Genomic DNA, 21883 nt, shown 5'->3' on the forward strand with positions numbered 1-21883 from the left:
CAGGTGCGGGACGCGGCTCCTGTGGCCGATTCCGCCCCCGTTTCCCGAAGAGAAGGACGAACAACTCCTCACGAACATTCCCGGAATCCGAAAAATCTCAGCCAACCACCCTGGCCGACCATGGGGATTGACCCCCACCTTCACCACCGGTTTCGGGGAGACAACTCCCGCAATGCCCGGACAACTCACGACGCCTCGTGGCCGGCGCGGAAGTTCAGCCTCCGGACCGGTTTTCGAGTTCCCCGTGGGTCGGTAGTAGGCTCGCGCCGTTTGTTGACGCACATGTGTACCCCGGGTAGCCCGGGGCCCGACCTTGGGGAGGCCATGCGCTTTCGCGGGAAGTCCATCCGCCGGAAGATCGTGGCGCTGCTTCTCGTGCCGCTGGTGTCCCTGACCGCGATCTGGGCCTTCGCCACGGTGCTCACGGGACGTGAGGCGGGCGACCTGTTCAACGTGTCGTCCGTGGTGGAGAAGATCGGCTACCCCATCGAGGACACCGTCCGCGTCCTCCAGGAGGAACGCCGCCAGACCCTCGTCTACCTCGCCGACCCCCGCGCCTCCGACGGCCTCGCCGCACTCCGCCGCAGCCGGACCGCCACCGACAAGGCCGTCGGCAGCATCCGCGAGAACGCCCGGAACCCGGACGTGCGCGACGCGATGGGCGTGGACACCGACGAGCGGCTGACCGCGGTCCTGGACGCCTTCGACGGCATCGAGTCGCTGCGCCGCAGCATCGAGGACGGCACCGTCAACCGCTCCCAGGCCCTCGACCTCTACAACCGGCTCGTCGACCCCTGCTACGTCCTCCTCGCCAACCTCCACGTGGTCGACAACGTCGAACTGGACAAGCAGTACCGCGCGCTGGTCAACCTCGCCCGCGCCCGCGAACTGCTCTCCCGCGAGGACGCCCTCCTCGGCTCCGCCCTGATCGTCGGCAGGATCTCCCACTCCGAAGAGCGCGACATCTCCGACCTGGTGGCCCAGCGCACTTTGATGTACGACGTCAACCTGCCGCTGCTGCCCGTGGCCGAGCGCGACCGCTACCAGAGCTTCTGGAAGAACGCCTCCTCCGCTCCCTTGCGCGTGGCCGAGGAGGCCGCCGTCTCCTCCGGGGCCGGGACACCCCGCGGCGTCTCCGCCAAGAGCTGGGACAGCGCCGCCGGCAACGTGCTCGACGAGCTCGGCACCCTCAACGACCAGGCCAACGACCGCTACCAGGACCGCGTCCACCCCGTGGCCGTCGGCGTCATCGCCAAGGCGGTCATCGCCGGCGCACTCGGCCTGATCGCGCTCCTGCTCTCCCTCTTCCTGTCCGTACGCGTGGGCCGTACCCTCATCCGCGACTTGCGGCAGCTGCGTCTGGAGGCCCACGAGGCGTCCGGAGTGCGGCTGCCCAGCGTGATGCGCCGCCTCTCGGCGGGCGAGCAGGTCGACGTCGAGACCGAGGTCCCGCGCCTCGAATACGACAAGAACGAGATGGGCGAGGTCGGCCAGGCCCTCAACACCCTGCAGCGTGCCGCCGTCGAGGCCGCCGTCAAGCAGGCCGAGCTGCGCGCCGGCGTCTCCGAGGTCTTCGTGAACCTCGCGCGCCGCAGCCAGGTCCTGCTGCACAAGCAGCTCACCCTGCTCGACGCCATGGAGCGCCGGACCGAGGACACCGAGGAACTCGCCGACCTGTTCCGCCTCGACCACCTGACCACCCGCATGCGCCGGCACGCCGAGGGCCTCGTGATCCTCTCGGGCGCCGCGCCCTCCCGTCAGTGGCGCAAGCCCGTCCAGCTCATGGACGTCGTACGCGCCGCCGTCGCCGAGGTCGAGGACTACGAACGCATCGAGGTCCGCCGACTTCCGCGGATCGCCATCAGCGGTCCGGCCGTCGCCGACCTCACGCATCTCGTGGCCGAACTCCTCGAGAACGCCACGGTCTTCTCGCCGCCGCACACCGCCGTCCAGGTCCTGGGCGAGCGCGTCGCCAACGGCTTCACGCTGGAGATTCACGACCGTGGCCTCGGCATGGCTGCCGAAGCGCTCCTGGACGCCAACCTCCGGCTGGCCGAGACACCGGAGTTCGAGCTCTCCGACACCGACCGGCTCGGCCTGTTCGTGGTCAGCCGTCTCGCCCAGCGCCAGAACGTCCGGGTCTCCCTGCAGCCCTCGCCGTACGGCGGCACGACCGCCGTGGTCTTCATCCCCGACGCGCTGCTGACGGACGACGTCCCGGACACGAACGGCATCGGGTTCCGGCTCGACCGCCCGCAGCTGGCCCCGGAGAGCGAACCGCAGGACGGCCGCCGCGCCGCGCTGTCCCAGGCATCCGCCCAGCGCCCCGGCCTGCCCGCCTCGCTGCTGGACGGTCCGGTCGAGCTGGAGGCACCCGTCGACCTGGACGCCGTCGGCGACTTCCCGGGCGTCATCGAGGACGAGGACAGTGAACACGGCGGCCTGTTCCGCCCCCGCCACTCGCTCACCCGAGCCCCGGACGAGACGGCGGGGCGCCGCACCGATCCGCGCCGCCAGGCAGCCGACGCCCGCGGCGCGGGAGACCGGACCGACGGTGACGAGGAGCTGAGCGCTCCGGTCCCGCTGTCCCGCCGCCACACCCCCAAGCTGGTCAGTTCGCACGGGCGCCCGGTCACCGACCAGCGTCCCCGGCGAGGGAAGGCGGACGAGGAGACCACCACGGCCCCCGGCCGAACGGAGTCGAGTGTCACCTCCGCGCTCCCGCAACGCCGCCGTGGCGAGGAGCCCGCGTCCGGCCGGTCGGGATCCGAGCCCGCCTCCGCCCTTCCCGCCCGGCGCCGCTCCGAGAGCTCCTCGACCGGCAGTCGGGGGGGCGAGGCCCAGCCGGACGCGCCGCCGCCGCTGCCGGCCCGCCGTCGGGGGACGGACTCCGCTCGCCGCGGCATCGGCGCCGCCGGCCGCAACGAGGACCACAGCGAATCCCCGGCCGCGCCCGGCAGCGCCGGCGACGACCGGCCGGAGTCGTCCGCCCTCCCCAGGCGGACCCGCCGCGCGGAGATCGCCTCCAGCGGTCCGGACGGACCCGACCACCTCTCCGGCTCCCCGTCGGAGATCACCGGCGGGCCCTTCCGCCACGCGGCCGGCTCCGCCGCCCCGCCGCCCCGGGGGACCGGCTCCGCACCGCAGCCCGGCTCCGGCACCGCGCCGCTGCCCCGGCGCGTCCGGCAGGCCAACCTGGCCCCGCAGCTGAAGCGGAACTCGGAGCCGCGTACCGAGGACAGGGCCGAGCCGGTCGAACGCGACGCAGATGACGTACGAAACCGCATGGCCTCCCTCCAGCGCGGCTGGCAGCGCGGCCGTGAGGAGAACGCCGCGGTCGATGCCGCCGACAGCGGCACAGCACCACAAGGAACGACAGAGGAGGACGGTCGATGACCGCACCGAAGCCGACCGGCCACACGACCAACACGGGCGAGCTGAACTGGCTCCTCGATGACCTGGTGGACCGCGTCGCGAGCATCCGCAAGGCCCTCGTGCTCTCCGGCGACGGACTGCCGACGGGCGTGTCCAAGGATCTGACCAGGGAGGACAGCGAGCACCTGGCCGCCGTCGCCTCCGGGTTCCACAGTCTCGCCAAGGGCGTGGGACGCCACTTCGAGGCAGGCAACGTCCGCCAGACGGTCGTCGAGCTGGACGACGCCTTCCTGTTCGTGACGGCCGCCGGCGACGGCAGCTGCCTCGCCGTCCTCTCGGACGCCGACTCGGACGTCGGCCAGGTGGCCTACGAGATGACGCTGCTCGTGAAGCGGGTGGGCGTGCATCTGGCCGCCGCTCCGCGCACCGATCTGCCCGCAGGCGGGTAGTGGGATGACATGAGCGCTGACGGTCAGGGAAGAAGCCACTGGTTCGACGACGAGGCCGGACCGGTCGTCCGCCCGTACGCCATGACCCGCGGCCGCACCAGCAGTCAGGGCCAGCACCGCCTGGACCTGATCGCGGTCGTGGTCGCGGAACCGCACGCGGACGATCCGGAAGCGGACCACATGCTCTCCCCGGAGCACGTGGACATCGTCGAACTGTGCCGCGACGTCCCGCAGTCGGTCGCCGAACTCGCAGCGGAACTCGACCTGCCGATCGGGGTCGTACGGGTCCTCGTCGGAGATCTCGTGGACGCGGAATTCGTCCATGTGAACCGGCCCGTACCTCCTGCGGAGCTGCCGGACGAGAGTATTCTGCGCGACGTGATCAGCGGCCTCCGGGCGCTGTGAGCAGCGCGGAAGCGGGGTATTGACGTGACTGGCCGGCAGTTCGGGGTGGACCGAGACGGCACCTTCACCGACGTCGTCACCCGGCGCCCGGACGGCCGGCTGCTCCCGCACACGCTCCTGTCGGACCGTTCCGCCCGGCTCCCTGCTGACCTCTGCGCGGCGCTCGGCGTCCAGACCGAAGGCTTCGGCGCGGGCGACGGCTTGCCCGGCGCGCCCGTCGTCCGGACCCACGTGACCGACTCCCGCCTCACCGACCCCGAGGTCCTGGAGCGGCGACTGCCCGTGCGCCGCATCCGGTTCCTGGAGCCCATGACGCTCTCCACGCCGTCCCAGCACCGCCGCACGCTCCCGTACGGCATGGCGGGGGGTGAGCCGGGCGCGCTCGGCGCCAACCGGGTGGAGCACGCCGACGGTACGGTGACCGCACTCGGCGGCAGCGACTGCGCGGACGTCGCCCCCGGCGACGTACTCGTCATCGAAACCCCAGGCGGCGGTGGCTACGGCTCGCCGTCGCCCGACCCCCATCAAGCAGGAGAAGAGATCGATGATCTTCGGGCGTTCTGAGCGCGGCAAGCCTCCGGTCGAGCCCGTCACGCTCAAGATCCTCGTGGCCGGCGGCTTCGGCGTGGGCAAGACCACGCTCGTCGGCGCGGTCAGCGAGATCAGGCCGTTGCGCACCGAGGAGCTGCTCACCGAGGCCGGGCGCCCGGTCGACGACACCAGGGGAGTGGAGGGCAAGCACACCACGACCGTGGCCATGGACTTCGGCCGCATCACCCTCCGTGAGGACCTCGTGCTGTACCTCTTCGGCACGCCGGGCCAGGAGCGGTTCTGGTTCATGTGGGACGAGCTCTCCGAGGGCGCGCTCGGTGCCGTCGTGCTCGCCGACACCCGCCGCCTCGAGGACTGCTTCGCCGCCGTCGACTACTTCGAACGCCGCTCCATACCGTTCCTCGTCGGCGTCAACTGCTTCGAGGGCGCTCCCCGCTACCCGATCGAGGACGTCCGCCAGGCCCTCGACCTCGACGAGGGCGTGCCGCTCCTGATGTGCGACGCCCGCGACCGCGAGTCGGTCAAGGAAGCACTCATCGGCGTCGTCCAGCACGCCATGGCGTACGCGGCCGACCGCCGTGAGGCCGTGACCGGCTGACACCGCCCGGCCGAGCGGGGGCGGCCCGTACCCCGCCGACCGGGTTACGGGCCGCAGCCGGAACGACGCTCCACGCGCGCGTGGTCAGCTGTCGCTGTCCTCCTCCCAGCCGAAGCTCTTCTCCACGGCCTTGTGCCAGTTGTGGTACTCGCGGTCCCGCACCGACGCCTCCATGTCCGGCGTCCACTCGACGTCCTTCTGCCAGTGCGCCTTCAGCTCGTCCAGGTCGTTCCACACACCGGTGGCCAGACCGGCCGCGTACGCGGCGCCCAGACAGGTCGTCTCGGAGATCTTCGGCCGCACCACCGGCACGTCGAGCACGTCCGCCTGGTGCTGCATGAGCAGGTTGTTCTTCGTCATGCCGCCGTCGACCTTCAGGGTGGTGATGTGCACCCCGGAGTCCTGGTACATGGCGTCCACGACTTCGCGGGTCTGCCAGCTCGTCGCCTCCAGCACCGCGCGCGCGAGGTGCGCCTTCGTGACGTACCGGGTCAGGCCGGTGACGACGCCACGCGCGTCGGAGCGCCAGTACGGCGCGAACAGGCCCGAGAACGCCGGCACGATGTACGCGCCGCCGTTGTCCTCCACGCTGGCCGCCAGCGGCTCGATCTCGTCGGCGGTGCGGATGATGCCGAGCTGGTCGCGGAACCACTGGACCAGTGCGCCCGTGATGGCGATCGCGCCCTCCAGGCAGTAGACCGGTGCCTCATCGCCGATCTTGTAGCCCATGGTCGTCAGCAGTCCGCTCTTCGACGGCACCGGGCGGTCGCCCGTGTTGAGGAGCAGGAAACTGCCCGTGCCGTACGTGTTCTTCGCCGTGCCCACGTCGTAGCAGGCCTGTCCGAACACGGCCGCCTGCTGGTCGCCCAGGGCGGAGGCCACGGGGACACCGGCGAGCTGGCCGACGGCGGTGCCGTACACCTCGGCCGAGGAGCGGATCTCGGGCAGCATGGCCTCGGGGATGTTCATCGCCGAGAGGATCGAGGAGTCCCACTGGAGGGTCTCCAGGTTCATCAGCATGGTGCGCCCGGCATTGGTCACGTCGGTGACGTGCTGCCCGCCGTCCGTGCCGCCGGTCAGGTTCCAGATCAGCCAGGAGTCCATCGTGCCGAAGGCGATCTCGCCGCGTTCGGCACGCGCCCGCAGGTCGGGCACGTTGTCGAGCAGCCAGGCCGCCTTGGGCCCGGAGAAGTAGGTGGCCAGCGGCAGGCCCGTCTGCTCGCGGAAACGGTCCTGCCCGTCCGAGCCGCCCAGCTGGTTGCACAGCGCCGCCGTCCGCGTGTCCTGCCAGACGATGGCGTTGTGCACCGGCTTGCCCGTGGCACGGTCCCACAGGACGGTCGTCTCGCGCTGGTTGGTGATCCCCATGGCGCTCAGCTGGTCGGCGCGCAGACCGGCCTTGGCGATCGCTCCCGCCACCACCGCCTGCACCTTGGACCAGATCTCGGTGGCGTCGTGCTCCACCCAGCCGGGCTTCGGGAAGATCTGGCGGTGCTCGCGCTGGTCCACGGCGACGATCGCGCCGTCCTGGTCGAAGACGATGCAGCGGCTCGACGTGGTGCCCTGGTCGATGGCTGCGACGTACTTCGCGGAGTTGTCCGTCATGGCTACCCCTTCGGCTGGTTCAGAAGGCTGCGTTGTAGATGACGCCACCCAGCAGGCCGCCGATCAGTGGTCCGACGACGGGGATCCACGAGTAGCCCCAGTCGGACGTGCCCTTGTTCGGGATCGGCAGGATGGAGTGGATGATGCGCGGGCCGAGGTCACGCGCCGGGTTGATGGCGTAGCCGGTGGGACCACCCAGGGACAGGCCGATGCCGACGACCAGGAAGGAGACCAGCAGGATCGCGATGCCGGAGCCGTAGATCCCCTCTTGGCCGGCGATCTGTCCGATGCCGATGCCCTCGACGTGCCTGTTGCTGCCCACCAGTGCGAGGAGGGGCAGCACCAGGGCGATGGTGGCGAGGATCTCGGTGATCAGGTTGGCCACCGGGTTACGGATCTCGGGGATCGTGGAGAAGATGCCCAGCGTCGGAACCGGCTCGTCGACTGTGCCCTCCGTGGTGCCCGTCTTCCGCATATTCGCCTGGAACTGGGCGAGGTACACGAGGTAGGCGAGGACGGCTCCGATCATGGCGCCGGTGATCTGGCCGAGCAGGTAGATCCACACCTTGTTCCACACGCCGGTGTCGACGGCGAGGCCGAGGGTGACGGCCGGGTTGAGGTGCCCTCCGGAGAGGGGAGCGGCCGTGTACGCGCCTGCCAGCACGCCGAAGCCCCAGCCGAACGCGATCACGATCCACCCGGCGGCTCGCGCTTTCGAGAATCTGAGGGTGACGGCGGCACACACGCCGGCACCGAACAGGATCAGTATCGCCGTGCCGATCATCTCGCCGACGAAAATGTCTCCGTTGCTCATAACGGCTCCTCAGCCCTGGCCCGGGACGATCCGCCCCGGTCCTCACCTGCAGGGTGCGTTTCCCGTGGCTACTTCAGCCGAAGGCAGGGAGGTCCCGCGTCCCGCCCGGCATCCGTGACGAGCGTGCCGTCGCAGCCGAATCGCCCGTGGGGGAAGGGGCCTTGGCGCAGGCGCGATGACGCGCCGCAGTGCCGGAATACGCCGAGTATGTACGGCGATGTCGACTGACACCGGAAGTGTTCACCGGCACCCAAAGGGCGTCAAGGTCGCCGACCGCAACGGTTGACGGCCATCCGACGGCAGCCGGGCTCGCGCCAAGCCGACGGGCCGGTTGCACGGCCATGGCGGCGCCCGGTCGGGTCGTTGTTCAGATCTGTTCCGGACCCGCGCGGGCCTGGTCGAGCCGCGCGGGGCCTGCCTGACATGGTGTCCGGCCTCCGCCGGGCTCCGCCAAGGGCGAATGCCCGGCCGCACCTGACTCCTCGCTTGCTAGTGCTCGTGTCCAGGATCCACCTGACCTGGTGGTTTCTCAACCGCAGGAGTTCCGCGGTCCGATGCCCCCGCAGAGGGCCCCGGCGCACCGGCCGCCGCCGCGCCCGGCACGGCCCTGACAGCGCCGCGACCCCGCGTGCCGGGCCCTCCTGCGCCAGCCGCCGAACGGGGCGTGCACCGCCGCCCCACCGCCGCGGCAGGAAACCGCCCAGCAGGAACCTGACGCCTTGCCCGCGGGCCTCGTCGGGGCACCGCGGCTCGGCCGTCTTCCGGGCGCCTCAGGCGCCCTCCACCCCCTGCTCGGTTCCCATGCCGCACCCCGCCGACGCCGGCGTCGGCAGTGAGCCCCGGCGGGTCTCGTGGCCCGGCATGCCCGCCCGGCCCAGCACCCAACTCGCCCCGTCAACGCCTTCGCCGCCTTCTTCAGGGGCGCCAGACAGGCGGCGGCCTGCCGGTGATCGGTCACACTGCCCGGCGCGCACAGCACCGTCGCGAGCGACAGCGTGACCGGCCGGCCACCCGCCGACCAGGGAGCGTCCAGCACGGCAGCCGCCAGCGGATCGAGACCGTCCGGATCGGCGAGCACCAGGAAGTCGTCCCCGCCGATGTGCCCCACGCGCGCACCACCCGTCGCGGCCCGTTGCAGCGTCCGCCCCACCGCCCGGATCAGCTCGTCGCCCGCAGCGAACCCGGCCCCGTCGTTGACCTGTTTGAAGTGGTCGACATCCAGCCAGCTCAACGCGATCGCCCGCCCCGCAGCGATCCGCCGGTCCACCTCACCGGTGATCGCGTCCGAGCCGGGCAGGCGCGTCAGCGGATTGAGTCCCGCCGCTTCCTCCACTCGTGTCTCGGCCAGTGCGCGCACGAGGTCCGCGAGCCGCACGACCCCGACGCACCGCCCGTGCTCGTCCACCACGGCCACGTCGTCCGAGGTACGGTCCCGCCCCCCGACCGCCACCACGTCCAGGACCTCCCAGGCCGTGGCGTCGACGCCCACCGTCCGCGGCGGGTCGCCGAGCTTGGCCGCGGGCCGGTCGGCATACAGGGCATGCCCGTAGCGCCCCGACATCGACAGCAGGAAACGGGAGCGGTGCACCGACCGGACCGGTACCCCCGCGGTGTCCACGAGGAGCACCCCGGACACGTCCGGTGACCCGGTCAGCAGGGCTCGTACCTGCCCAGCCGATGCCGTGGCGGGCAGCAGCGCGGCGGGCCGGACGAACTCCCGCACCGACGGTCCGGACCGGGGTGCGGCCATCTCGGCGGGGGAGCGGGGCGGTACAAAGACGTCCGCGGCGGGCAGCCGTGCCGGCGGCGCGAACAGCTCGCCCTGCGCGAGTTGCGCCCCGGCCGCCCGCGCCCCCGCGCACTGCCCTTCGGTCTCCACGCCCTCCACGGCCAGGAGCGCCCCCAACTCGTCGCACAGGGTCCGCATCGACCGCACCACCGCCGGGCGCGCCAGCAGCGACGCGTCCAGTTTCACCAAGCCGGGCGCCAGGTCCGAGAGCAGCCGCAAGGGCACGTCCCCGTCCCCGACACCGTCCGCGCAGATCCGGAAGCCCTGCTCGCGCAGCGCGGCCACCGCGTCCAGCAGAGCCTGCTGCGGCACGTGCGTACAGGGCGGACAGACGTCGATCGTCACCTCCCACGGAAGCCGCCCCGCCGCGCGGACGGCGTCGTGCAGGGAGGGCAACCCGCCGAGGTCCGCGAGGGTCCCGGCGAACACGTTGACGAACAACGGAAGCAGCGTCTCCTTGCGGACCGCGGCGCGGACCGCCGCCACCGCCAGCCGGGAGTCGAGCTCGGCGTTGCGGCGGGCCTCGGCCAGGACGTCGCCGGTCTCCGGGCGGGCGAGTATCTCCAGCCCCGCGACCGTGCCGGTCGTCAGGTTGACCACCGGTTGGAAGGCGAAGCGGAGAGTGTCCGTCCAGGAGTGCACGGGAGCATGATCGACGCCACCGGTGCATGCCCAAGCGCAGTTCATGAGACGTTCACGCAGGATTCCCGAGCGGTCACACAGCGTATTCCCCACGGCCCGTGCTCCGATACGACCAGCACCTGAAGCGGCGTCGGCCCAAGGTTTCTCGTGGCTCACCGAACCACGATCACCGCCGACCCGTGCCCGAACAGCCCCTGGTTCGCGGTGATCCCCACGCGTGCTCCCACCACCTGCCGGTCCCCCGCCTCGCCCCTCAACTGCCATGCCAGCTCGCACACCTGGGCTATCGCCTGCGCCGGAACGGCTTCGCCGAAGGAGGCCAGTCCACCGCTGACGTTCACCGGTATACGACCGCCCAGTGTCGTCGCCCCGTCCCGCAGCAGCTTCACGCCCTCGCCCTCGCCGCACAGCCCCAGGTCCTCGTACCACTGCAACTCGAGGGCGGTGGACAGGTCGTAGACCTCGGCCAGTGACACGTCCTCCGGTCCGATGCCCGCCTCCTCACAGGCGGCGCGGGCGATCGATCCCCGGAACGTCCCGCTGGGAGGATCCACCGCCGCCGCCGAGTCCGTGGCGATGTCCGGCAGGTCCAGCACGGTGTTCGGGTAGCGGGGTGTCACCGTGGACACGGCCCGGATCCGCACCGGCTGCGCATGCCCGTGCCGGCGCGCGAACGCCATGCTCGAGAGCACCACCGCCGCGCCGCCGTCGGAGGTCGCACAGATGTCGAGCAGCCGGAGCGGGTCGGCGACGACGGCGGAGGTGGCGACCTCCTCGGCGGTCACGCGGCTGCGGTAGCGCGCGTGGGGGTTCAGCGCCCCCATCGCCGAGTTCTTCACCTTCACCTGCGCGAAGTCGTCCGGTGTGTCGCCGTGCAGAGCCATGCGTCTGCGGGCGTACAACCCGAAGTAGACAGGATTGGTCGCCCCGAGTATCCGGAACCGCAGCCAGTCGGGGTCGTCGGGCCGGTCCCCGCCCGCAGGACGGAAGAATCCCTTGGGAGCGGAATCCGCCCCCACGACGAGCACCACATCGGCGAGCCCGGCGAGAATCCGGGCGCGCGCGGCGTCGATGGCCTGCGCCCCGGACGCGCACGCCGCGTACACGCTGGTGACCCGGGCCCCCTGCCAGCCCAGTGCTTTCGCGAACGTCGCCCCGGCGACATACCCGGGATAGCCGCCACGCACCGTGTCCGCACCGATGATCGCGCCGATGTCCCGCCATTCCAGCCCGGCGTCGGTGAGCGCCGCGCGGGCCGCGGTGACGCCGTACCGCACGAAATCGCGCCCCCACTTGCCCCACGGGTGCATGCCCGCGCCGAGCACCGCCACGTCGTCCGTCATGCCGTCACCCCCGTCGGCCGCCAGTGCCACGTCGTCCACGTCGTCTCCGCGTCCTCATGGAGCACGCCGGGCACGACCTCCACCTCCATGCCCACCGCCAGATCGGCGACGGTGGTGCCGGGAGCCGCCTGTCCCAGCACCACCATCCGCTCGGCCCCCAGCTCCACAGCCATGAACGCGCACGGCTCCCACGAAAGTTCCGGATCGGTCACGTAGGGTGACGGCGGCCGGTACCGGCTGTCCGTGAACGACCAGATGTGCCCGCGTCGCGACAGCGGAACCTCATGCAACTCGCCGCCCGGGCAAGCGGGATTGCGGCAGTGGTGGTCCTCGCGGGGGAAGAAGACCGAGGCACACGCCGAACAGCGTGTGCCGAGCAGCCGGAAGTCGTCCCCGTCCCCGGCGAACCACCCCGCCACCACAGGTGTCCGTACACGCGCCATGCGCCCTCCCCGCAGACCGAATCTGACGGAACGTCAGAAGTCTGCCACGGAAGCCTGGAGATCGACAGGCCGCGAGTCCGCAACCGGCGGGCAGACGCCACTCCGCATGCGATCCCTTTCCCCGGCGCCCTCATTCCTGGTAGACGCAGCTGCATGACACGACTCAGCACCGTGGCACGTGCCCTGCTCACCGCGGTCGCCGTCTCGCTGGCGGCGACCGCCCCCACAACCGCCCGGGCCGGCACCGATCCCAAGGCGCCGGAGGACTTCGTGGCGCTGAGAAGCGTGGACCCGACGATCATTCAGGAGATGCGCTACGTCACCCCGCACAACTTCGTGGGCAAGCGCATCGACGGCTACGAGCAGCCCCTTTGCATCCTCACCCGCCCCGCCGCCGAAGCCCTCCACGAGGCCCAGACCAAGCTCCTGCGCCAGGGCTACACGCTCAAGGTGTACGACTGCTACCGGCCGCAGCGCGCCGTGGACCACTTCGTCCGCTGGGCCGAGGACCTCCACGACGAGGCGATGAAGGGCGAGTTCTACCCGAACGTCGACAAGACCCGGCTGTTCGCCGACGGGTACATCGCGGCGAAATCCGGCCACAGTCGCGGTTCGACACTGGACGTCACGCTCGTCAGGCTCCCGGCGAAGCCGACCCGGCCCTACCACCCCGGGGAGCCCCTGGAGCCGTGCTTCGCGCCCAAGAGCGAGCGGTTCCCCGACAACTCGATCGACATGGGGACCGGCTTCGACTGCTTCGACACCCTCTCGCACACCCTCGATCGACGCATCCAGGGCCGACAGCGCGCCAACCGGCTACTGCTCAAGGGCACCCTGGAAGGCCTCGGTTTCGTGAACCTGGCAGAGGAGTGGTGGCACTACACCTTCAAGCCGGAGGCCTATCCGGACACGTACTTCGACTTCCCCGTGTCGAGGAAATCGCTCACCAACGCTCACTGAGCCGCCTGCCCGAGGCACCCTCTCCGTGATCGGCTACAGTCCGCCGCGTGTCCGAAACTCAGCACTCCGCTTCCAACTCCGCGCCGAACTCCCACTGTTCGAGCTGCGGCGCGCCCTACGGAGAGGGCGTCACCGGCTGGCCCCGCACCTGCCCGGCGTGCGGCGCCGTGGCCTACCGCAATCCGCTCCCGGTCGCGGTGGCCCTCCAGCCGGTGTACGACACCAAGGGCACCGCCCTGGTCGTCATCACCCGAACCATCGCCCCCGCGCGCGGGGGCATCGCCCTGCCCGGCGGCTACATCGACGACCGGGAGGACTGGCGGCAGGCCGTCATACGCGAACTCAGGGAGGAAACCGGCATCGACGCGGCCGGCCGTGACGTACGGCTCGTCGACGCGATGAGCTCGCCCGACGGGCACCTGCTGCTGTTCGGTCTCCTCCCGGAACGCCCGGCCGAGGGCCTGCCGTCCTCCACCGCCACGGACGAGACGGAGGGCTGGCACCTCCTGCGCAGGCCCGAGGAGCTCGCCTTCCCCCTGCACACCCTGGCCGTACGGGCCTGGTTCGAGGGCCGGTACATCTGAGCTCAGTGCTCCCCGGCCCCGCGGACGCGCACGGGGTGGGGCGGCGCACTCTCGCCGTCCTCCCCCTCGCGCTCGACGACCAGCCGCGAACCCATCCAGCGAGCGGTGTAGCGCTCGATCTCCGGCTCGTCCCACCCGTCGCCCCCGTCCGGAACGACCAGACCGCCTCCGGTCCGTCCCCGGGCGGGCGCCCACACCTCCAGCTCCAGCCCGCCGTCCTCCCCGCGCACCGGAAGCACGGCACCCGCGCGCGCGAACACCGGGATCCGCGACAGGGGCGCGTCGACAAGCACCTGCCCCGGCCCCTCGTACGCCTGCCCCGTCGCGGTGTCGTACCAGCGCCCCCGCGGCAGTTGCACGGCACGCCCGTCGGCACCCGGGTCCAGCACCGGCGCCACCAGCAGGCTGTCGCCCAGCAGAAACGCGTCCTCGCAGTCACGCAGCGCCCGCTCCTCCGGCGCCGCCCACCACAGGGGCCGCACATAGGGCGCTCCCGTACGCCGCGCCAGGTGCGCCAGCGTCAAGAAGTACGGCAGCAGCCGCCGGCGTTCGACGAGCGCCACGCGCGCGTGCTCCAGCACCTCGCCACCGAACTCCCACGGCTCCCTGCGCCCCGCCCGCATCCCCCCGTGCGTACGGAACAGCGGCAGATACGCGCCCAGCTGGAACCACCGCAGATACAGCTCGGGGGACGGATCCCCGTCGAAGCCCCCGACGTCCGGCCCCGAGTAGGGGACGCCGCACAGCCCCAGGCCCATCACCAGCGCCAAAGACGCCCGCAGCCCCGGCCAGCCCGTGGCCACGTCACCCGACCACGTCCCTCCGTAGCGCTGCATGCCGGCCCACCCGGAGCGGGAGAACAGGAACGGCCGCTCCCGGGGCGCGAGCTTCCGCAGCCCATCGAAGCCCGCCCTGGCCATGCACAGGGCGTACACGTTGTGCGCCTCACGATGGTCACCGCCCCGCCCCTCCAACGAGTGCCGGGCCGAACGCGGCAGCGTCGACTCCCCGAAGGCGGTGAACGACGTGGGCTCGTTCATGACGTGCCAGAAACCCGAGAAGCCCTGCGCGAGCCGCTCCTCGTAGAGACCGCCCCACCACTCACGCACGCGCGCGTGCGTGAAATCGGGAAACACCGCCTCCCCGGGCCACCCGACACCCTCCACGACCTCCCCCGAGGCGTCCCGCACGAACGCCTCCTCGGCAGCCCCGCCGTCGTACACCGCGTTGCCGGGAAGGGCCTTCACAGCCGGGTCGACGATCGACACCAGCCGGATGCCGTCCCGCCGGAGCTCCTCGGCCAGGACGGGCAGCTTCGGGAAGCGCTGCTCGTCGACGGTGAACACCTGATGCGCATCGAGGTGGTCGGTGTCCAGATGCACGGCGTCGAGCGGCAGACCATGCTCCAGATAGCCCGCGACGATCCGCCGCACCTCCTGCTCACCGCCTATTCCCCACCGCGCGTGATGGTGCCCGAGCGCCCAGGAGGGCGGCAGCGCGGGCGCCCCGGTGAGCGACGCCCAGGCGAGCAGCACGCGCGCGGGGGTGCCCACCATCACCCAGCAGCGCAGCGGACCGCCGTCCATCCGCAGCTCGCTCGTCCCGGCACGGTCATGCCCGGAACCCGCGCCCTCCTCGCCCTCCCGCAGCGTCACCGTGCCGTTCCACGAACTGTCGTGGAACGCCAGATGCGTACCACCGTCGGACACCACCAGCTGCACCGGCATGGTGATGTACAGCGGGTCGTCCCCGGGCGCGAAGGCGCGGCCGGGATCGGTGTTCCACAGCCGGTACGTCCCGTCCGGCAGCCGAGGACCCGAGGTCCGCCCCCCGAGCCCGAAGAACCGCGCGTCGGCGCCCACCTCCGACCGCTGCATCCACCGCGCCGGGCCGCCGCCGACCGGCTCCCACCACCGCGGCGGCAGATCACGCCGCAGGGTCACACCCCCGGGAGTACGCACCTCCACCGCGCCGTGCCGCGAGACCACGACCGTGACCCGCTCGGCGACCACCCGCCAGCCACCGTCCATGTCGGGCTCCAGGACCGCCCGCGGATCCGGCTCCGGACAGCGGCCGGCCAGCGCGTACGACGGCTCGGGCTCCGCCCCGTCCCAGCCCCAGAAGACGGCCCCGTTCACAGTGACGAGAACGCGTAGCTCCGACCGGCTGAACCGGACGACACCTCCCCCCGGCCCCGGCTCCGCGTCCACCACCGGCCCGGGCACCCGCGCACGCTCCGCGCCACGCGCCGGCAGCCCGGTGGCGTCGGCCCGGCGCCTGCGCCACGCTGCTCGTACGGTACGCACACCCTGCGCCGCCCCCACCGAACCCACCGCTTTCACCGAACGCACCAGGTCACGACCGTTCATGCTGCTCACCCTGCCACTGACCGCCCCGCACACGGGTGTCGTTCAACTGCCGTTCACCCGTGCCAGGACCACATCTTCACGACACGGACTATGTGGGGCGCACCCTGGTGCCGAAGTCGATCACATGGCATTGTCCGTGCCATCCGCTCACGCGCACACCCCAGCCCGTGCGCGGAGGACGCACACGACGCGCACAGTCCGGGAGCCGACCATGTCGACGAAGAGTCCCCAGCCGCTCTGGCAGCCAGACCCCGAGCGCATCGCCCGTGCACGGATCACCAGGTTCCAGGCCTGGGCCGCCGAACACCACGGCGCCCCCGCCGAGGGCGGCTACGCGGCCCTGCAGCGCTGGTCCGTCGGCGAGCTGGACACCTTCTGGAAAGCCGTCACCGAGTGGTTCGACGTCCGCTTCTCGACCCCCTACGCGCGCGTGCTCGGCGACCGCTCGATGCCGGGCGCCCAGTGGTTCCCCGAAGCGACCCTCAACTACGCCGAACACGCCCTGCGCGCGGCCGGCACCCGTGCGGACGAACCGGCCCTCCTGTACGTCGACGAGACACACGAACCGCGCCCCGTCACCTGGGCCGAGCTGCGCCGCCAGGTCGGCTCCCTGGCCGCCGAACTGCGCGCCCTCGGCGTACGCCCCGGCGACCGCGTCAGCGGCTACCTCCCCAACGTCCCGCAGGCCGTGGTCGCCCTCCTCGCCACAGCCGCCGTCGGCGGGGTCTGGACCTCCTGCGCGCCCGACTTCGGCGCCCGCAGCGTCCTCGACCGCTTCCAGCAGGTCGAACCCGTCGTCCTCTTCACGGTCGACGGCTACCGCTACGGCGGCAAGGAACACGACCGACGCGAGGCCGTCGCCGAACTGCGCCGCGAACTGCCCACCCTGCGCGCCGTGATCCACATCTCGCTCCTCGGCACCGAGGCACCCGACGGCGCCCTGGACTGGTCGGCCCTCACCTCGGCCGACACGGACCCCGTCTTCGAGCAGGTGCCCTTCGACCACCCCCTGTGGGTGCTCTACTCCTCCGGCACGACCGGCCTGCCCAAGGCCATCGTCCAGTCCCAGGGCGGCATCCTGGTCGAGCACCTCAAGCAACTCGGCCTGCACTGCGACCTCGGCCCGGAGGACCGCTTCTTCTGGTACACCTCGACCGGCTGGATGATGTGGAACTTCCTCGTCTCCGGCCTGCTCACCGGCACCACGATCGTCCTCTACGACGGCAGCCCCGGCTACCCCGACACCGGCGCCCAGTGGCGGATCGCCGAACGCACGAAGGCCACCCTCTACGGCACCTCGGCCGCCTACGTCATGGCTTGCCGCAAGGCCGGCGTGCACCCCTCCCGCGACTTCGACCTCTCCTCGGTCCAGTGCGTCGCCACCACCGGCTCGCCCCTGCCGCCCGACGGCTTCCGCTGGCTCCACGACGAGGTTCGCGACGATCTGTGGATCGCCTCCGTCAGCGGCGGCACCGACGTGTGCTCCTGCTTCGCCGGTGCCGTACCGACCCTTCCGGTCCACGTCGGCGAACTCCAGGCCCCGTGCCTGGGGACCGATCTGCAGTCCTGGGACCCGAACGGCAGCCCCCTCGTCGACGAGGTCGGGGAACTGGTCGTCACCAACCCCATGCCGTCGATGCCCATCCACTTCTGGAACGACCCCGACGGCAACCGCTACCGCGACAGCTACTTCGACACCTACCCCGGCGTATGGCGGCACGGCGACTGGATCACCGTCACCTCCCGCGGATCCGTCGTCATCCACGGCCGCTCCGACTCCACGCTCAACCGCCAAGGTGTCCGCATGGGATCCGCCGACATCTACGAAGCCGTGGAACGCCTCCCCGAGATCAGGGAGTCCCTCGTCATCGGCATCGAACAGCCCGACGGCGGCTACTGGATGCCCCTCTTCGTCCACCTGGCCCCCGAAGCCGTACTCGACGAGGCCCTGCTCAACCGCATCAAGCAGACGATCCGCGAGCAACTCTCACCGCGCCACGTCCCCGACGAGATCATCGAAGTGCCCGGAGTCCCGCACACCCTCACCGGAAAGCGCATCGAGGTCCCCGTCAAGCGCCTCCTCCAGGGCACGCCGCTGGAAAAGGCGGTCAACCCGGGCTCCATCGACAACCTCGACCTGCTGACCTTCTACGAGGACCTGGCCCGCAAACGCGCCTGACACGGCTACCACCCACCACACAACTCCGCGTCACCACGGTCCAGGGCGCAGGGTCACAGCGGACACCACGCCGTGACCTGCGCCTTTCGCATCCGGTCGAGTGCGGGAACATCGAGCCCAGCCCATTGTCAGTGGCGTCGATTACTGTGAGTGAGCATTGATCGACCGTGCACAGGGGGAACAATGGCGCACACCGACAACCGAACCATGCGACGCGTCCTGCGCCGCGAAATCGCCGGCACCATCGGCCTGCTGACCGACGAGCACGACTTCCGGGCCATGCGGCGCTACCGCAGCTTCACCTTCGACGACCACGCCACCTACCTGAAACAGGTGGAGGGGCTGCTCAGGACCCGGGCATTGCAGGGCAGTCACACCACTGTGGCTCTCTTCGACCCCGAGGAGTACGCCGCGTTCTGCACACAGAAAGGCCTCGACCCCGACAAACCGTCGAGCCGCACACGCTTCACGGCACAGATCGCGGTCACAGGCCCGACCCTGCCCTACGACGGCCGGCCGCTGGCCGACCTGCTCCCGGACCTCGTTGACGAGGCCGTCCGACAGGCCACCTGGGAGTACGCGACCACCCTCCTCGCCCGCCTGGGCTCGTGCACCTCCTGCGGCGAGGACATCGGACGCGCCGCCTTCACCCGGGCCTCGGACCTCCTCGTCCGCATCCTCGACACGGCCCCGCCCGGCAACCGCCACCTCGTCTGCAGCGTCACCGGACGACCCGAAACCCTCATCGCCGCCCTCCGCACCACCGACAACGGGGCCGACCTGAAACTGGACGAGACCGAAGCCCTCGAGTTCACCACGGTCCTGGCACTCGGCCTGGCCACCGGCGGCCCCGGGGGACTCGTCATCCGCGCCAGCGCCCCAGGCACACCCGACCGCGTCTACGGCTGGCGCATGCGCGCATACGGACTCGAACCCCTCACCGCGGGAGAGGTCTTCGACGCCTACTGCACCGACGTCGAATCCGGAGACCTGATCTCCCCGGAATCCAACGTCGACTACTGCGCGCCGCCCGACCTCGGGGAGGAGAAACCCGTCCAGGGGCATCAGCACTGAACGCGGCAGGGGCGCCCCACCTCGGTGGAGCGCCCCTCCGGGCAAGCCGTCCTACGCCATGCCCGGCCTACTCGCCCGACAACACCGCCTGCGCCGCACTGCGCGCGTCCTCGGCACTGTCCGTCGCCCGCGCCGCCGCAGCGGCCCGCTCGCACTGCGCCAGCGTGTACTTCGCCAGCGTCGCCCGGACGTAGGGAATCGACGCGGCACCCATCGACAGAGAGGTGACGCCCAGACCGGTCAGCACACACGCGAGCAGCGGGTCGGACGCGGCCTCACCACAGACACCACAGCTCTTGCCCTCGGCCTTCGCCGCCTCGGCGGACAGCTCCACCAGGTCGAGCAGGGCGGGCTGCCACGGATCCTGCAGACGAGACACCGCACCCACCTGTCGGTCGGCGGCGAACGTGTACTGGGCGAGGTCGTTCGTCCCCAGCGACAGGAACTCGACCTCCTGCAGGATCGAGCGTGCCCGCAGCGCGGCCGACGGGATCTCGACCATCGCACCGAACTTCGCCCGCAGCCCGGCCTCACGGCAGGCGTCCGCGAAGGCCCGGGCATCCGTACGGTCCGCCACCATCGGGGCCATGACCTCGAGGTAGACCGGCAGCCCCTCCGCGGCCTTCGCGAGCGCGGTCAGCTGGGTGCGCAGGACGTCCGGGTGGTCGAGCAGCGTCCGCAGGCCCCGCACGCCGAGTGCCGGGTTCGGCTCGTCGGCCGGCGTGAGGAAGTCGAGCGGCTTGTCCGCGCCCGCGTCCAGCACCCGCACCACGACACGCCCCTCGGGGAACGCCTCGAGCACCTGACGGTACGCAGCGATCTGCTTCTCCTCGGACGGCGCCTGCTTGCTGTCGTCGAGGAAGAGGAACTCCGTACGGAACAGACCGACACCCTCGGCACCGGCCTCGACGGCGGCCGCCACATCGGCGGGGCCGCCGATGTTCGCGAGCAACGGCACCTTGTGACCGTCCGCCGTGGCACCGGGGCCGGTCGAGGCCGCCAGGGCAGCCTTCCGCTCGGCGGCCGCGGCCTCGAGCTGAGCCTTCTTCTCGTCGCTCGGGTCCACGAAGATCTCTCCCGTGCTGCCGTCGACGGCGATCATCGTGCCCTCGGCGAGCTCACCGGCACCCGGCAGCGCCACCACGGCCGGCACACCGAGCGCACGCGCCAGAATCGCACTGTGGCTGGTCGGCCCGCCCTCCTCGGTCACGAAGCCGAGCACCAGAGTCGGGTCCAGCAGCGCGGTGTCGGCCGGAGCGAGGTCCCGGGCGACAAGGACGTACGGCTCGTCGCTGTCGGGGACGCCTGGCATGGGCACGCCCAGCAGACGGGCGACGATGCGATTCCGCACGTCGTCGAGGTCCGCCACGCGACCGGCGAGGTACTCACCGGCACCCGCCAGCAACTCGCGGTAGGAGGCGAAGGCGTCGTACACCCCGCGCTCCGCCGTGCTGCCCACGGCGATCCGCCGCTCCACATCAGCCATCAGCTCGGGGTCCTGGGCCATCATGGCCTGCGCCTCGAGCACCGCCTGGGCCTCACCCCCGGCCAGATTGCCGCGCGCCATCAGGTCGGCCGCAACAGCCTCCACGGCCTTGCGGGCACGCCCCTGTTCACGCTCCGCCTCCTCCGCCGGGATCTGCTTCGCGGGCGGTTCGAGCACCGCCGTTCCCATGTGCCGAACCTCGCCGATCGCCACACCGTGGCTCACACCGACGCCTCGCAGCGTTGTCTCCATCTCACCCGTCTCCGATAGAGCGGCGGGCCCCGCCGCCGCGTTGGTTGTCGTACTCGCCGTCATACGACGGCGCTGACGTCACTTCCAGAGGAAGAGACTGTCACCGGCCTTCACTTCGCCGTCGACGCGAAGATCGGAGAGAGCTTCGGCCGTGGCCTCCAGCGCCACAACCGGGCAGACCGCGGACTTGCCGGCCGCCTCGACGGCAGCCGGGTTCCAGCGGACGACGCCCTGACCGCGCCTGACGGTGTCGCCCTTGTTCACGAGCAGTTCGAAACCTTCGCCGTTGAGCTGCACGGTGTCGATACCGAGGTGGGTGAGCACGCCGTGGCCGCTCTCGTCGACGACGACGAACGCGTGCGGGTGCAGGGAGACGATGACGCCGTCCACGGGCGAGACGGCCTCGGAAGGCTCACGTACGGGGTCGATCGCTGTGCCCGGGCCGACCATGGCCCCGGAGAAGACGGGATCCGGCACGGCTGCCAGTCCGATGGCGCGTCCTGCGAGCGGGGACGTCACGGTGGTCATGGGAAGCCTCCCAGGGGTGGAGATCGATATGGCCGTCCCTGTAGGTACCGGACGGCGCACTGTTCAGCAGCGTATGTCACCTGAAGTGCCGGTTCCGCGTGAGCACTCCGAAGTGGTCTAGACCATACCCCAAAGCGATTTGCACCCGCTCCAGGGCCGCGTGTACAGTCGTACTCCTGCTTGGGGCTGAGCGACGCGACCTCGCGTCCTGGCCCGGCAGCAACCAAATTTGTCAGATCCTATCTCTGGATCGCTTCTGCATGCTTGCAGGACGGTGGTCAGAGGGCCGGAAAAACACTGATAGAGTTTGGAACACAGAAGGGAAGCCCGGAGGAAAGCCTGAGAGGGTGAGTACAAAGGAAGCGACCGTTCCTTGAGAACTCAACAGCGTGCCAAAAGTCAACGCCAGATATGTTGATACCCCGTCCATCGGACA

16 protein-coding genes and 2 pseudogenes are annotated in these 21883 nt (G+C 71.0%); 9 read left to right on the top strand and 9 right to left on the bottom strand.

What is annotated here, in order from left to right:
* Nucleotides 1–324 precede the first annotated feature (324 nt).
* The 5 genes and pseudogenes from ACIRDU_RS25730 (at nucleotide 325) to ACIRDU_RS25750 (ending at nucleotide 5379) form a co-directional block, all read left to right on the top strand.
* Nucleotides 325–3396, top strand: coding sequence for a nitrate- and nitrite sensing domain-containing protein (locus ACIRDU_RS25730; RefSeq protein ID WP_403583178.1), 3072 nt, complete (start codon nucleotides 325–327; stop codon nucleotides 3394–3396).
* Nucleotides 3393–3824 carry a roadblock/LC7 domain-containing protein gene (locus ACIRDU_RS25735; RefSeq protein ID WP_403583181.1) on the top strand — a complete coding sequence of 144 codons (432 nt, stop codon included), beginning with the start codon at nucleotides 3393–3395 and terminating at the stop codon, nucleotides 3822–3824. The genes ACIRDU_RS25730 and ACIRDU_RS25735 overlap by 4 nt, the downstream gene beginning before the upstream one ends.
* Nucleotides 3825–3833: 9 nt before the next feature.
* Nucleotides 3834–4229: a DUF742 domain-containing protein gene (locus tag ACIRDU_RS25740; protein WP_403583183.1), complete on the top strand. Its 396-nt coding sequence runs from the start codon at nucleotides 3834–3836 to the stop codon at nucleotides 4227–4229.
* Nucleotides 4230–4352: 123 nt separating this feature from the next.
* Nucleotides 4353–4793, top strand: a pseudogene (locus ACIRDU_RS25745) (hydantoinase B/oxoprolinase family protein); the annotation flags it as partial.
* The gene (locus tag ACIRDU_RS25750) at nucleotides 4774–5379 is read left to right on the top strand and encodes an ATP/GTP-binding protein (protein ID WP_391299595.1); all 606 of its coding nucleotides are present in this window, start codon (nucleotides 4774–4776) and stop codon (nucleotides 5377–5379) included. The pseudogene ACIRDU_RS25745 and the gene ACIRDU_RS25750, both read left to right, overlap by 20 nt.
* A gap of 84 nt (nucleotides 5380–5463) precedes the next feature.
* Here ACIRDU_RS25750 and glpK read toward each other — a convergent pair whose 3' ends face one another.
* From glpK to ACIRDU_RS25775, 5 genes and pseudogenes are all read right to left on the bottom strand, one after another.
* A complete protein-coding gene (glpK, locus tag ACIRDU_RS25755) occupies nucleotides 5464–6984 on the bottom strand; it encodes a glycerol kinase GlpK (protein WP_403583186.1) in 1521 nt (506 codons plus the stop codon).
* Nucleotides 6985–7003: 19 nt separating this feature from the next.
* On the bottom strand, nucleotides 7004–7798 hold the full coding sequence (locus ACIRDU_RS25760) for an MIP/aquaporin family protein (protein ID WP_403583189.1): 795 nt from the start codon (nucleotides 7796–7798) through the stop codon (nucleotides 7004–7006).
* Between the two features lie 770 nt (nucleotides 7799–8568).
* A pseudogene (locus ACIRDU_RS25765) lies at nucleotides 8569–10229 on the bottom strand (EAL domain-containing protein).
* Between the two features lie 152 nt (nucleotides 10230–10381).
* Nucleotides 10382–11572, bottom strand: a complete 1191-nt coding sequence (locus ACIRDU_RS25770; RefSeq protein ID WP_403583241.1) for a lipid-transfer protein — start codon at nucleotides 11570–11572, stop codon at nucleotides 10382–10384.
* Nucleotides 11569–11994 carry a Zn-ribbon domain-containing OB-fold protein gene (locus tag ACIRDU_RS25775; RefSeq protein WP_403583244.1) on the bottom strand — a complete coding sequence of 142 codons (426 nt, stop codon included), beginning with the start codon at nucleotides 11992–11994 and terminating at the stop codon, nucleotides 11569–11571. Before ACIRDU_RS25775 ends, ACIRDU_RS25770 begins: the two co-directional genes overlap by 4 nt.
* Before the next feature lie 174 nt (nucleotides 11995–12168).
* Here ACIRDU_RS25775 and ACIRDU_RS25780 point away from each other — a divergent pair, with 174 nt between their 5' ends.
* On the top strand, nucleotides 12169–12975 hold the full coding sequence (locus ACIRDU_RS25780) for a M15 family metallopeptidase (protein ID WP_403583192.1): 807 nt from the start codon (nucleotides 12169–12171) through the stop codon (nucleotides 12973–12975).
* Nucleotides 12976–13022: 47 nt separating this feature from the next.
* A complete protein-coding gene (locus tag ACIRDU_RS25785; RefSeq protein WP_403583195.1) occupies nucleotides 13023–13559 on the top strand; it encodes an NUDIX domain-containing protein in 537 nt (178 codons plus the stop codon).
* Nucleotides 13560–13561: 2 nt separating this feature from the next.
* Here ACIRDU_RS25785 and ACIRDU_RS25790 read toward each other — a convergent pair whose 3' ends face one another.
* Entirely contained in the window at nucleotides 13562–15928 is a 2367-nt protein-coding gene (locus ACIRDU_RS25790) for a glycoside hydrolase family 31 protein (protein WP_403583198.1), read from the bottom strand.
* Between the two features lie 211 nt (nucleotides 15929–16139).
* On the opposite strand from ACIRDU_RS25790, the gene ACIRDU_RS25795 reads away from it, so the two are divergent.
* A complete protein-coding gene (locus tag ACIRDU_RS25795) occupies nucleotides 16140–18107 on the top strand; it encodes an acetoacetate--CoA ligase (RefSeq protein ID WP_403583200.1) in 1968 nt (655 codons plus the stop codon).
* A gap of 183 nt (nucleotides 18108–18290) precedes the next feature.
* Nucleotides 18291–19181 carry a hypothetical protein gene (locus tag ACIRDU_RS25800; protein ID WP_403583203.1) on the top strand — a complete coding sequence of 297 codons (891 nt, stop codon included), beginning with the start codon at nucleotides 18291–18293 and terminating at the stop codon, nucleotides 19179–19181.
* A 67-nt stretch (nucleotides 19182–19248) separates the two neighbouring features.
* On the opposite strand, the gene ptsP is transcribed toward ACIRDU_RS25800, so the two are convergent.
* The 3 genes from ptsP to ACIRDU_RS25815 form a co-directional block, all read right to left on the bottom strand.
* The gene (gene ptsP / locus ACIRDU_RS25805) at nucleotides 19249–20919 is read right to left on the bottom strand and encodes a phosphoenolpyruvate--protein phosphotransferase (protein WP_403583206.1); all 1671 of its coding nucleotides are present in this window, start codon (nucleotides 20917–20919) and stop codon (nucleotides 19249–19251) included.
* 78 nt (nucleotides 20920–20997) lie between these two features.
* Complete coding sequence (locus ACIRDU_RS25810) at nucleotides 20998–21447, bottom strand: PTS glucose transporter subunit IIA (protein ID WP_403583208.1); 450 nt, start codon at nucleotides 21445–21447, stop codon at nucleotides 20998–21000.
* A gap of 232 nt (nucleotides 21448–21679) precedes the next feature.
* The coding region (locus ACIRDU_RS25815) for a hypothetical protein (protein ID WP_403583211.1) at nucleotides 21680–21883 on the bottom strand (204 nt) is incomplete at its 5' end.

This window comes from Streptomyces sp. NPDC093598, assembly GCF_044764825.1.
GTDB lineage: Bacteria > Actinomycetota > Actinomycetes > Streptomycetales > Streptomycetaceae > Streptomyces.